9 protein-coding genes are annotated in these 13,102 nt (G+C 64.4%); 2 read left to right on the top strand and 7 right to left on the bottom strand.

Features of this window, described 5'->3' with window-relative positions; genetic code table 11:
• Positions 1-109: 109 nt before the first annotated feature.
• The 3 genes from ABFX19_RS09525 to ffh all read right to left on the bottom strand — a co-directional run bounded on the left by ABFX19_RS09525 (position 110) and on the right by ffh (position 3,438).
• Positions 110-994, bottom strand: a complete 885-nt coding sequence (locus ABFX19_RS09525; protein ID WP_277357241.1) for a VOC family protein — start codon at positions 992-994, stop codon at positions 110-112.
• Positions 995-1,067: 73 nt separating this feature from the next.
• Entirely contained in the window at positions 1,068-1,790 is a 723-nt protein-coding gene (locus tag ABFX19_RS09520) for an alpha/beta fold hydrolase (protein ID WP_346028196.1), read from the bottom strand.
• Between the two features lie 64 nt (positions 1,791-1,854).
• Positions 1,855-3,438 carry a signal recognition particle protein gene (gene ffh, locus ABFX19_RS09515; RefSeq protein ID WP_277357350.1) on the bottom strand — a complete coding sequence of 528 codons (1,584 nt, stop codon included), beginning with the start codon at positions 3,436-3,438 and terminating at the stop codon, positions 1,855-1,857.
• Between the two features lie 114 nt (positions 3,439-3,552).
• On the opposite strand from ffh, the gene ABFX19_RS09510 reads away from it, so the two are divergent.
• The gene (locus ABFX19_RS09510) at positions 3,553-5,004 is read left to right on the top strand and encodes a glucose-6-phosphate dehydrogenase (protein ID WP_277357239.1); all 1,452 of its coding nucleotides are present in this window, start codon (positions 3,553-3,555) and stop codon (positions 5,002-5,004) included.
• Between the two features lie 63 nt (positions 5,005-5,067).
• Here ABFX19_RS09510 and ABFX19_RS09505 read toward each other — a convergent pair whose 3' ends face one another.
• The 3 genes from ABFX19_RS09505 to ftsY all read right to left on the bottom strand — a co-directional run bounded on the left by ABFX19_RS09505 (position 5,068) and on the right by ftsY (position 8,103).
• Positions 5,068-5,406, bottom strand: a complete 339-nt coding sequence (locus ABFX19_RS09505; RefSeq protein WP_277357238.1) for a P-II family nitrogen regulator — start codon at positions 5,404-5,406, stop codon at positions 5,068-5,070.
• Positions 5,403-6,710, bottom strand: a complete 1,308-nt coding sequence (locus ABFX19_RS09500; RefSeq protein ID WP_346028195.1) for an ammonium transporter — start codon at positions 6,708-6,710, stop codon at positions 5,403-5,405. Before ABFX19_RS09500 ends, ABFX19_RS09505 begins: the two co-directional genes overlap by 4 nt.
• Before the next feature lie 187 nt (positions 6,711-6,897).
• Positions 6,898-8,103, bottom strand: a complete 1,206-nt coding sequence (ftsY, locus tag ABFX19_RS09495; RefSeq protein WP_277357237.1) for a signal recognition particle-docking protein FtsY — start codon at positions 8,101-8,103, stop codon at positions 6,898-6,900.
• 66 nt (positions 8,104-8,169) lie between these two features.
• On the opposite strand from ftsY, the gene ABFX19_RS09490 reads away from it, so the two are divergent.
• A complete protein-coding gene (locus ABFX19_RS09490; RefSeq protein ID WP_404800683.1) occupies positions 8,170-9,432 on the top strand; it encodes an MFS transporter in 1,263 nt (420 codons plus the stop codon).
• On the opposite strand, the gene smc is transcribed toward ABFX19_RS09490, so the two are convergent.
• The gene (smc, locus tag ABFX19_RS09485; RefSeq protein ID WP_346028194.1) at positions 9,407-12,979 is read right to left on the bottom strand and encodes a chromosome segregation protein SMC; all 3,573 of its coding nucleotides are present in this window, start codon (positions 12,977-12,979) and stop codon (positions 9,407-9,409) included. The genes ABFX19_RS09490 and smc overlap by 26 nt on opposite strands.
• Between the last annotated feature and the right edge of the window lie 123 nt (positions 12,980-13,102).

Raw genomic sequence — 13,102 nt, 5'->3', positions numbered from 1 at the left:
ACGTTTGGGAGCTCTGAAGGACACAACGCACGCAGAGAGAGGGGCTGCGCAGATTGGGTACGAATCCATTGTGCCAGAAGTTGATGCTTCCCGGCGACCTGGCACACGTTCAGCTCGCTGAAACCCTGAGCTTGTTTCGCCACGGGTCGTCGAACCGCAGTTCCTGGCCGGTGTGATGGTGCTCGATACCTGCACTTTTCAAGCGCTCAGCCAGTGCCCCGACTTCATCCGCAGTAGGTACGCGGATAAGGACTTCCCCGAGCCCCAGTGTGTCCTTGCGCGGGCCTGCGCCACGACTGTTCCAGACGTTCATCGCCATGTGATGGTGGTAACCTCCGGCGGAGACGAACAGCGCCTGCCCATGCCAGCCGGCAGTGCGCTCGAACCCGAGGGTACTCACATAGAACTGCTCTGCCGTCTGCACATCCCCCACCTGCAGATGGACGTGCCCGACGTCGGCGGCCGCCTGCTGCTGTTTGGTCACCGACTCCTCTGTCAGGTTACTTTCCAGGTATTGCCTCGCAGGAAGTGGAGCATTGTCCATGACGACGGTCCGCTTTCCTTGGCTGATGGTCCAGTCCCAGGTTTCCCGCGGCTTGTCGAAATACAGTTCGATCCCATTGCCTTCGGGATCAGAGAAGTAGAACGCCTCACTGACCAGATGGTCTGCGCTTCCCACGTACCGGCCTTCTGCGGACTGCGCGACATGAGCCGCGGATGCCACGGTTGCGGCAAGATCGGCGCGGTCCCTGAAAAGCAGTGCGGTATGGAACAGCCCCGCTTCAGTAGGATCGGGCAACTTCAAGCCGGCGGCTGGAGCAAGGTGAATCAGCCGTTCGCCGGCTCGTCCCAAGTACAGCCCGCCGTCGGATTCTGCGGTGTCGACCAGGCCAAGTGCGCTCCGGTAGTAGTTCGCCATCCGGTCAAGATCTCCGACCTTCAGCATCACAGTGCCCATTGCAGTATCCGCGGGAAGCAGGTCGTCGGTCATCATGATTCCTCCAAGTGTGTGGTTCACTCGATCCAACTACTTGAAGCTTAAAGTTATTCCCAGCAACACTGTACGGTCAAGCATCAACTCCCAGTTCAGGGCCTTTTTCCGCATGGTCTCGGATGAACCGGCGAAGGATGGTGTTCCCTTCCTCAGTGTCCTGCGGACGATGCCCTCCGCCAACAACGCGATGCACCGCCCCAGTCCCGGCGAGGTACTCAGCGACCTCTTCGTAGAGCGGCTCCCAACCACCGGTCAGGACGAGGGTGGGCACGCCGGGAACTATAGCGAGCGGAGCCGTCCACGGAGGCGCCTGCATCCTGAGACGCCGGGCGCGGTCACGATCTTCGGCGGTGTTCAGGGGCCGGGGTTCAGAACCGAAAACCGCCCGGGCAAACTCCCTGTTGAAGTCCTCATCAGTCAGCTCGGCAGCGCGCATGAAAAGCGGCTCCACCCGCTCCCGGTGTGCTGCTGTTGCCGGCAGTTCTTTGGTAAGGGACAGGCAGGCCGGCTCAGCCAGAACCAGGGACCGGACAAGATCCGGCCTCTCGACGGCCAACATCATTGCCGACACGGCTCCTTGCGACGCCGCTACGAGATGACCGCCTCGCTCCAGTGCCTCCTCGACGATCTGCTGGTCCGCCTCGAAATCTGTCGGGAGCGGAGCAGCAACAGGATCAAACCCATGACGGCGTACAAACAGGCAGTCGAACTCACGTGCCATTCCGTGCTGTCTGGGCCAGGCAGCTGCACCAAAAGTCCCGGCACCATGTACGAAGACAACGCGATCACTTTTCATGACCTCAACCTAGCTGCCGCCTCCGACAAACCCGTCCGGTTGGCGTTCCACCGTCCCGATCGAACTATTTCCCGAGGAACTTCTCGAAACCTTTGGGCAAGTTCAGTGACGAGGGATCGAAGTTTTCCTGCTGGCCGAAAGCGGCACCGGTGGGCACGGATGTGCGCTGACCGTTCCGACGCGCTTCTGCGGCAGCAGCCTCCTGGGCAGCCTTGGCCGGGTTGCCCGAGCGGGGCTTCTTCTTTCCCTTGGCGTTTGCTTTGCCCTTCCGTGCACCGCCATTGAAGCCGCCGGGACCTGGCATACCGGGCATGCCGGGAATGCCGCCACCGGCAGCCATCTTGCGCATCATCTTCTGTGCCTGCCCGAAACGGTCGAGCAGCCCGTTGACCTCAGAGACGTGGACGCCGGAGCCGCGGGCGATGCGGGCGCGCCTCGAGCCGTTGATGATTTTCGGCGCGACCCGCTCATGAGGGGTCATTGAACGCACGATCGCTTCTACGCGGTCAATCTCGCGCTCGTCGAAGTTCTCCAGCTGCTCACGCATGTTCGCGGCGCCCGGCATCATCATGAGCATCTTCTTCATGGAGCCCATATTGCGGATCTGCTGCATTTGCGCAAGGAAGTCATCGAGGGTGAAATCCTCCTGGTCGGCGAATTTCTTCGCCATCCGGGCGGCCTCGTCCTTGTCCCATGCCTTCTCGGCCTGCTCGATCAGGGTGAGGATGTCTCCCATGTCGAGGATGCGGGATGCCATACGGTCCGGATGGAAGACCTCGAAGTCGGTGAGGGCCTCGCCTGTGGAAGCAAACATAACCGGCTTGCCGGTCACCGACGCCACAGAAAGGGCGGCGCCGCCGCGGGCGTCGCCGTCCAGCTTGGTCAGAACCACACCGGTGAAGTTGACGCCCTCGTTGAAGGCCTGTGCGGTATTCACCGCATCCTGGCCGATCATCGCGTCAATAACGAAGAGCACTTCATCCGGGTTGACGGCATCACGGATGTCCGACGCCTGCTGCATGAGCTCGGCATCGATGCCGAGACGGCCGGCGGTGTCGACAATGACGATGTCGTGGAGCTTGGTTCGTGCCTCGGCGACGCCCTGTCGGGCAACATCCACAGGATTGCCGGTCGACGCCTCGAATTCGGAACTCACACCGGGATGTGGAGCGAACACGGGAACGCCTGCGCGCTGCCCGTTGACCTGCAGCTGCTTGACCGCGTTGGGACGCTGGAGATCACAGGCAACCAGCAGAGGACTATGGCCCTGGCCCTTGAGCCACTTGGCCAGCTTGCCCGCCAAGGTGGTTTTGCCGGCACCCTGAAGACCGGCAAGCATGATGACCGTGGGCGGGTTCTTGGCGAGTCGAAGGCGTCGGGTCTCGCCGCCGAGGATGCCCACCAGCTCCTCGTTCACAATCTTGACGATCTGCTGTCCGGGGTTGAGGGCCTGTGAGACCTCAAGACCAAGGGCGCGTTCCTTGACCTGCGCTGTGAAGGCGCGAACCACCGGCACAGCAACGTCCGCGTCAAGCAGGGCGCGACGGATTTCGCGAACCGTTGCGTCGACGTCTGCCTCCGACAGCCGGCCCTTTCCGCGCAGGTTCTTGAAGGTCGCTGTCAACCGGTCTGAAAGTGAATTGAACACGGTGCGTGAACTGCTTTCCTCGAACTCAAGTGGATTCAACTATCTAGGGTAGCAACTGGGTTCGCTCCAACAGGCAGCAGACAGCTACCCCCTTGCAGTGGCAGGGTGTTAAGGGTGACTACTCATGCGATTGACGAACAGGCTTCCGGACACCAATTCCAGGGGCAGGCCATCAAGACGTTGCTGATCCTCGGCGCCTCTGGCGACCTCACCGGCCGCCTGCTGTTGCCCGGGCTGGCGCGGCTAGTGAGACACGGGAAAGCCGAAGGGATAACCCTGGTCGGAGCCGGCTCGGACGCCTGGAGCACTGAGGATTGGCAGGAGCGCCTCGCCACGTCCTTCGCCGCTGCATCGCCGGATACCGGTACCCGCAACGATGACGGCGCCCTTGAACAGATCTGCGCGGGCAGTACTTATCATCAGGTTGATGTCACAGCGGAGGGTTCACTGGCAGAGCTGATTGCCGGCCTCCAGCCGCCGGTCGCGATCTATTTCGCACTGCCGCCGGCCGTCAGCGAGAAGGCCTGCGCCACACTCGAACCTGAGGACCTCCCGGACGGATCACGCCTGGTGATGGAGAAACCGTTCGGCACCGACAGGGAATCGGCAACCCGATTGAACACGATTCTGGGCCGGTTGGTGCCTGAAGACCACATCCACCGGGTGGACCATTTCCTCGGTAAGGCGACGGTGCTGAACATCCTTGGACTGCGGTTCGCGAACCGCCTGCTGGAACCGGTGTGGAACAGCCTCCACATCGATTCGGTAGACATTGTCTTCGACGAGAAGCTGACGCTCGAAAACCGTGCGCGCTATTACGACGGCGCTGGTGCGTTGAAGGATATGATCCAAAGCCACCTGCTGCAGGTGATGGCTCTCATCGCAATGAATGCGCCCTCGACGCTGCACGAGCGGGACCTGAGGGACCATATCGGAACCGTGCTGAGGGCCAGCTCGGTGCACCCGGATTTCCGTTCCAGTACCCGACGCGCCCGCTACACCGCGGGAAGCATCGACGGGCGCGAGGTTCCAAATTATGTGGATGAGAGCGGCGTCGATCCCTCCCGTGGCACCGAGACGCTCGCCGAAATTGTAGTGTCAATCAACAACGAGCGGTGGGCGGGAGTTCCATTCCGCTTGCGGTCAGGGAAGTCCCTCGGCCGGACCCGCAAGGAAGCAGTGATCACCTTCAAGCCGGTTAACCACCTTCCGGACGGCTTCACAGGAGTGGACTCCCCTACGCGGCTGCGCATCGGCTTCGGTCCGGACACCCTTGAGTTGGACCTTGATGTGAACGGTCCCGGCGACGTGTTCTGCCTGGACCGGGCAACCCTGCAGGCGGAACTGAATGCCTCGGAACTCCTGCCCTACGGTGAAGTTCTTGACGGCGTGCTGTCCGGTGACCCCACGCTGTCCGTACGCGGCGACACGGCTGAGGATTGCTGGCGCATCGTGGAACCGGTGCTGGAGGCCTGGAAAGCAAACGATGTACCGATGGACGAATATCCAGCGGGATCGGCCGGTCCGTCGAACTGGAGCACAGCCGAAGTGGGAGGCGAAAAATAGTGCAGCTATGGCGGGATAGGCCGATCCCATCCCGCCACAGCTGCACAAAACATCCTTGGAACGCTAGAGCGCCGCTTCCCCGCGTTCGCCCGTACGGACGCGGACGGCATCTTCCACCGGGAGGACCCACACCTTCCCGTCGCCAGCCCGGCCCGTGTTTGCTGTTGAGACCAGCACGTCCACGATGTCGGTGACCGAGGCGTCCGACACGAGCACCTCTACGCGGGCTTTCTGGAGGAGGTCGACGGTGTACTCCGCTCCCCTGTAAACCTCCGTGTGCCCGCGCTGGCGGCCGTAACCGCTCGCCTGGCTGACGGTAAGGCCCTGAACGCCGTAGTTCTCCAGGGCTCCCCTCACGCTGTCCAGTTTGTCCGGACGAACAATGGCAGTAACCAGTTTCATGACGTCACCTTCTGCTGGCCGGGATCGGCAACGGAGACCTTGGCAGTTGCGTGGAATGGGTGGAACTGTCCTCCAACGCCGAGCCCTCCGAATTCGTAGGCAGTTTCTGCGTGTTCGGAAAGGTCGACGCCGGAGACTTCGTTGTCTGCAGTAACCCGGAATCCGATGGTCTTGTGGATCGCCAGCCCGATCACGGCCGTCATCACCGCAGACAGCGTTACGGCTACCAGGACAGAGACGATCTGCGCGACAAGCTGACCGCTGCCGCCGCCATAAAACAACCCGCCGCCTTCGCCGTCGACAGGCAGGGCAATGAAGCCGATCGCGATGGTTCCCAGGGTGCCCGCCACCAGGTGCACTGCGACCACATCGAGTGAGTCATCAAAGCCGAGCTTGTACTTCAAACCGACTGCCAGCGCACACACGGCACCCGATACCAGACCCAGCCCGACCGCTCCGATGGGACTGACACTTGCACAGGCCGGCGTGATGGCAACGAGGCCGGCGACGATGCCCGAGGCTGCTCCGAGGGATGTGGGCCGGCCGTCGCGGAAACGCTCGAGGACGAGCCAGCCGACCATTGCTGCTGCGGGCGCGGCCATGGTGTTGACCCAGATCAGCCCTGCTTCTTCGGCAGTACTTGCGGCACCGCCGTTGAAACCGAACCAGCCGAACCACAGCAGGGCGGCGCCAAGCATGACCAGCGGGACGTTGTGCGGCCGGTGTGCCGGGTCCTTGCCGAATCCCTGCCGCTTGCCGAGGATGATGGCCAGTACCAGTGCCGCGACGCCGGCGCTGATGTGGACGACGGTGCCGCCCGCGAAGTCAATGGCCTCACCGACGGTGCTTCCGATAGCACCCTCGGCACTGAGCAGTCCGCCGCCCCAGACCATGAAGGCCAGCGGGCAGTAGACCGCTGTGACCCAGATGGGCACGAAGAGCGACCAGGCGCCGAACTTGGCGCGGTCCGCGATTGCGCCGCTGATCAGGGCCACCGTGATGATCGCAAACGTAACGCCGTAGCCTGCGCCGATCATGTCCTCTGTTCCGATGAGGCCGTCAAGCCCGAAGGAGGAGAACGGATTCCCGAAGAGCTGGGCAACGCCGTCGCCCACCGTCATCGAGTAGCCCCACAGCACCCAGACGATACCCACCAGTCCGACGGCGATGAAGCTCATCATCATCATGTTCAGTGCTGCTTTGGCACGGGTCATGCCGCCGTAGAAAAATGCCAGTCCGGGGGTCATCAGCAATACCAGGGCGGCGGAAACCATGACCCAGACGTGACCTGCTGTCAGATCCATCGTTACGTCCTCTCGCGAGTGGCGGGCACTTCCCGCTGCAGAGAAGTCTTGCAACGACGTGTTTCAGCACGTTGGGAACTGTGTTGCCGGGAGGTTACGCCGGACGCACTGACGTAAAGAGTGCGTGTCCCCGGTGTTTCCGCCGTGTTTCGCGGGTGGAGCGGAACCTTGAACCGCCGTCCTTGGGTCAGTTCAGGAGCGCGTCGACAAATTCCTCGGCTTCGAACGGCGCGAGGTCATCAGCGCCCTCACCCAGACCGATCAGCTTGACCGGTACCCCCAGCGAGCGCTGGATTGCGACGACGATGCCGCCCTTGGCGGTACCGTCCAGTTTGGTCAGGACGATTCCCGTGATGTTGACAACCTCTGAGAACACCTTGGCCTGGTTCAGACCGTTCTGACCGGTAGTGGCGTCAAGAACGAGCAGCACCTCGTCGACGGTGCCCTGCTTCTCAATGACGCGCTTGACTTTGCCGAGTTCGTCCATCAAGCCAACCTTGTTCTGCAGGCGGCCGGCGGTATCGATCATGACGACGTCGACCTCACCTTCGATTCCAGCCTTGACCGCCTCAAAGGCCACGGAGGCAGGATCTGCGCCGTCGACATCTGATTTCACCGTGGGCACCCCGACCCGCTGTCCCCAGGTGGCCAGCTGCTCCGCAGCGGCTGCGCGGAAGGTGTCTGCTGCACCGAGCAGCACGTCCTTGTCCTCTGCCACGAGCACACGGGCGAGCTTGCCGACCGTGGTGGTCTTTCCCACGCCGTTCACTCCGACAACCATCACAATGGCGGGGCGGTCAGCGTGGCGGTCGGTGGCAAGCGACCGGTCCATCGTGGGGTCAACGAGCTTGATCAGCTCCTCCCGGAGCATCCCCTTGACCTCCTCCGGACTGCGGCTGCCCGCGATTTTCACGCGTTCGCGAAGAGCATCGACAAGTTCGGTGGTCGGTTCAGTTCCGAGGTCCGCCAGGAGCAGCGTTTCCTCGATCTCGTCCCAGACGTCCTCATCGATGCGGTCGCGGGACAACAGCGCCAGAAGTCCCTTACCGAGCGCATTGTTGGACTTCGCCAGTCTGGCGCGCAGTCTGGCCAGGCGGCCCTGCACAGGATCTGGAGTCTCGACCGGTACGGTCTCGACGCCGGTGGGGGTGTCCTCAAGATCCCTGAGGTCATCAGGCACGACGACGTCCGGCCCGGTATCGAGGCCGGAGGGCCTCTCCAGAGTGTCGGTTCCGACGCCGCGTGCGGCGGTACCGCCGTCGTCATCCGGGTCCCGCGTGGTGGAGTAGGTACCCGGCGGGGTGCGGCGGGAACGCACCAACAGGGCTGCAAGCGAACCCAGAACAGCCAGGGCGACGACTATGTAAATAACTATCGGGAGGATCTCGTTCACGCTTCCAAGCTTCTCACACGGCCGCCCGGCAGTTGGGGCGCGCAGAAACTGGGAGAATCATGAATCGTGGTTGCTTTCAGAAACTTTCCCCGGCGCACGAAACCCGGCTCCGCCGCTGAAGAACGCCCGCGCCTGCCGCGCGAGATCAAGGTACTCATCGCCGCGGCCTTCGTCATCGCGATCGGCTTCGGGCTCGTTGCGCCGGTGCTCCCGCAGTTCGCCCAGAGCTTCGGCGTGGAGGCGACAGCGGCTGCCGTGATCGTCAGCGCCTTCGCGTTCACCCGGCTTGTCTTTGCGCCCGCCGGCGGCAAGTTGGTCGAACGCCTCGGTGAGCGTCCGGTGTATGTGGCCGGCCTGCTGATTGTCGCGCTGTCGACGGCGGCATGCGCGTTCGCAGCTGACTACGGGCAGTTGCTGGTCTTCCGCGGCCTTGGCGGCATCGGCTCGACCATGTTCACAATCTCGGCGATGGGTCTCATTGTCCGTATTGCGCCGGCTGGGATGCGGGGACGGGTGACGGGCGCCTATGCCTCGGCGTTTCTCCTCGGAAGCATTGCCGGCCCGTTCCTGGGCGGATTGCTGGCCGGGTTCGGCCTGAGGGTTCCGTTTCTTGTGTATGCAGGCGCGCTGCTGATTGCGGCCGCCGTCGTCTTCTTCCAGCTCAAGGACTCCACGCTGGGCACCCGCACGGCAGCTGCCGCCCAGCCGGCCCTCACCGTGCGAAAAGCCGTCCGGGATTCGGCGTACCGGGCCGCGCTCGTGTCCGGCTTCGCAAACGGTTGGGCGTCCTTCGGCGTGCGCATGGCGCTCGTGCCGCTGTTCGCAGCGGCAGTGCTCGGAGCAGGCCCGGAGGTGGCCGGAATCGCCCTCGCCTTCTTCGCCGGCGGGACTGCACTCGCTCTGACAGTCTCCGGCAGGCTGGCCGATTCACTCGGCCGGAAACCGCTCGTACTCACCGGATTGGCCGTCAACGGCGCCGCGATGGCATGCCTTGGCCTCACCACGGATGTGACGACATTCCTCGCCGTCTCAGTGGTCGCGGGCATCGGCGCAGGCATCCTCAACCCGGCACAGCAGGCGGCTGTCGCCGACGTCATCGGCAACGACAGGAGCGGCGGCAAGGTGCTGGCCGCCTTCCAGATGAGCACCGATACCGGAGCCATCTTCGGGCCGATCCTGGCCGGGCTGCTCGTCGATGCCTTCTCCTACGGCTGGGCCTTCGGGCTCACCGGCGTGACGGCCCTGGCCGCTTTCCTGATGTGGACGGCGGCACGCGAGACGCTGGTCGATACGGACCTGTCCGTCAGGCGTCCACCAGCCGCTGGCTGATCACCGTAGACACGCCATCGCCGCGCATCGTCACGCCGTAGAGCGCGTCCGCCACCTCCATGGTGCGTTTCTGGTGGGTGATGACGATGAGCTGGCTTGACTCCCGCAGTTCCTCGAAGATGGTGATGAGCCGGCCAAGGTTGGTGTCATCGAGTGCCGCCTCCACCTCGTCCATCACATAGAACGGGGAGGGGCGGGCCTTGAAGATCGCCACCAGGAGTGCGACGGCGGTGAGTGACCTTTCGCCGCCGGACAGCAGTGAGAGCCTCTTGATCTTCTTGCCCGCCGGCCTCGCCTCGACCTCGATGCCAGTGGTCAGCATGTCCTCCGGATCGGTCAGGACCAACCGGCCCTCGCCGCCTGGGAACAAACGACCGAACACGCGCTCGAACTGCTCCGCAGTGTCCCGGTAGGCGGCGGTGAACACCTGTTCCACGCGCTCGTCGACCTCGCGGATGATGTCCAGCAAGTCCTTACGGGTGGCTTTGAGGTCCTCCAGCTGGGTGCTGAGGAACTGGTGACGCTCCTCGAGCGCCGCAAACTCCTCCAGCGCCAGCGGATTCACCTTGCCGAGCGCCGAAAGATCCCGCTCGGCCCGCTTGAGGCGCTTCTCCTGCTCTCCGCGGACATACGGCACGCCCTCACGGATGGCATTGCCGTCGTCGTCCACGGCCACGTGCAGCTCCGCCCACTTGTCCGCCGGCTGCGCGGGGGCCGGAACGGGTTGGTCCGGTCCGAATTCGGCGACCAGGTGATCCGCAGTGAGCCCCAGCTCATCGATAGCCCGGTTCTGAAGTGCCTCGATCCTCAGCCGCTGCTGGGCGCGGGCCAATTCATCCCGGTGCACGGAATCGGTCAACTCCGCCAGCTCTTCCATCAGCGACTCGTTGCGAGCGCGGACTCCGGCGAGCTCGGCCTCCCACGCGGACCGTACCTCGTCAGCAGCGTTCCGGGCGCGGCCGGCACGGTTGACTGAGACGTCGAGGAAGGCCACGGCCTGGTGCGCGGCCTTTCCTACGGCGGCTGCCTTGGCGCTCTGGAGCCGGCGGATCCTGGCCCGCTCCGCTGCCTGTTCCCGTGCTGCCCGCTCCGTCTGCGCCGCACGCTCCAGGGACACTGCCCGACTTGCGGTTGCCCTCAGCTGCTCCTCAGCGCTCCGCAGCGCAAGACGTGCCTCCATTTCCGCCTGACGCGCGTGTGTCGCGGCCAGAGCGAGCATGTCCCGGCTCTGGGTGTCGGGCTCAGCGTCCGCCGGAGCGTCCTGTGCGTGCGCGAGCCGTTGCGCGATTTCCTCAAGGCGGCCCTGCTCCGCGGCAAGGTTTTCCTCGGCCGCTTCCGCCAGGCGTGTCAGCCGCTCGGTTTCCCCTGAGGCGGAGCGCAGGACTGATCCCAGCTGGCCCAGCTTCTCTGCGACGGCAGCGAGCCGTGCATCCGACTCATGCAGCCTCTCCAGCGCCGCGTCTGCCCGTTCCTGAGCCTCCTTCCGCTGTGCGGTGGCTGCAGAAATCCCGAAGCGGGCGCGCTCGTTCCGTTCGGTAGCGATACGAAGGGCTTCGGTTGCCTCATCGACAGCTGCCTGCATTTCCAGGGTGCCGGGCGCCGCGGCAGTGCCTCCCCGCACTGAGACCGCCGTATAGACGTCACCCTCACGTGTCACTGCGGTCAGCGAAGGATGCCGCTGCACCAGATCCGCGGCGTCCGCAAGCGACTCAACGACGACGACGGCAGACAGCAGGGCGCGCACGGCCGCTTCCACGCCGCCGCGGCTGGTGACGAGCGAAGCGGCGGCGCGGGCGCCGTCGGGCAGCGCTTCAGCGCCTGTCTCCTGACCGGCCGGGACCGCGACGAGAAGCTCGACCCGGCCGGCGTCGTCGTCCTTCATACGTTGAAGGGCAGCACCGGCGGCACCGAGCGATTCAACTGCGACTCCCTCGGACAACGAGCCCAGCGCGGCCGCTATGGCGGCCTCGTAGCCCGGCTCCACCGTCAGCAGCCCGGCAACCGGCCCGAGCACCCCGTCCATCCCGGCCGCCAACAGGGTCCTTGACCCGTCTTTGCGCTCCAGGCCGAGACGCAGGGCTTCGACTCGTGCCTGGAGCGCGCCGCGTTCCCGCTCGGCCGACCGCTCCTGCGCCTTGAGGTCTTCCAGCCTCTCCAGCACAGCGTCAAGGGCGGCGCCGGCTTCCTCATAATCGGCGTCCAGGCCCTCTTCGCCTTCCTCCGCACCGGCAACCTGCGATTCGAGCGCAGTGAACTCGCTCTGCGCACGACGACGACGTTCGGCCACCTCGACGACGGACTCGCGGAGCCTGCCCAGTTCTGCCTCCGCCGCTTCGACCCGGGACCGCGCTGCGCCCACCTGACCGGACAGCTTAGCGAGCCCTTCGCGCCGGTCCGAAGCTGCGCGCAGCAGCGACGCGAGGCGCTGCTCCTCGGCGGCGGCCGCGTCTTCCGCCTCGGCGCGCTGCTCGAGCGCGTCCTCAAGCATGTCGGAAAGCTCGGCAACGCGTTCGTGCAGCTCAGTCTCTTCGGCACGGACAACCGCGGCCTGCCGGTCCAACTCAGCGGGGTCACGCCCACCCTCCCCTGCGGTGTCCACAGACCCCAGCAGACGACGGCGCTCCTCGGCGAGGGCGCCGAGGGACCTGAAGCGTTCGCGGGCGGATGAAAGTCGGTACCAGGTGTCACGTGCTGCATTCAGCCGCGGGGTAGCCTCCGCGGCAAGGCCTTCAAGTTCCGCCTGCCGGGACCGCCCGGCCTCAAGGAGGGACTCGACCTCGGCACGCCGTTGCTTCAGTGCAGTCTCGTCAGCAATCTCCTGCTCGAAAGACGAGGTGAGCTGCACCAGGTCGTCGGCGAGCAGCCGCGCACGCGCATCGCGGGCCTCGAACTGCACCTGTTGGGCACGGCGGGCGACATCCGCCTGCTTGCCGAGCGGGGTCAGCTGCCGGCGCAGCTCGCCGGTGAGGTCGGTGAGCCGGGTGAGGTTGGCCTGCATGGCCTCGAGCTTGCGGACCGTCTTTTCCTTGCGCCGGCGGTGCTTCAGTATTCCGGCGGCTTCCTCGATGAACCCCCGCCGGTCTTCAGGGGTTGCGTGCAGCACACGATCCAGCTGGCCCTGCCCGACGATGACGTGCATCTCCCTCCCGAGCCCGGAATCGGAGAGCAGCTCCTGGATGTCGAGGAGCCGGCAATTATTTCCGTTGATTGCGTACTCGGAGCCGCCCGCCCGGAAAAGGGTGCGGGATATTGTCACCTCTGAATACTCGATCGGCAGCGCTCCGTCGGCATTGTCAATGGTCAACGACACCTGGGCGCGGCCCAGCGGCGGCCTGCCGGAGGTGCCCGCGAAGATGACGTCTTCCATTTTTCCGCCGCGCAGCGTCTTCGCGCCCTGCTCGCCCATCACCCAGGCGAGGGCGTCCACAACGTTCGATTTGCCGGATCCGTTGGGACCGACGACGGCGGTGACTCCAGGTTCAAAGTCGAAGGTCGTCGCAGAGGCAAAAGACTTGAAGCCTCGAACGGTCAGACTTTTCAGGTGCACGGGTCTCGGGTCTCCAAAAAGGGATTGTTACCCATAATCTACTGCGTTCACAGCCGGTTTCACGGCATTTACCCACGCAGCTCCACCCGCGTATCTCCGGTGTCAACGTGCCGTTATCTGCCG

It is taken from the genome of Arthrobacter parietis (assembly GCF_039530425.1).
Taxonomy (GTDB): Bacteria; Actinomycetota; Actinomycetes; order Actinomycetales; family Micrococcaceae; genus Arthrobacter_D; species Arthrobacter_D parietis.
Note: the sequence above shows the minus strand (reverse complement) of the source record. Positions and strands in the feature narration are given on the sequence as shown.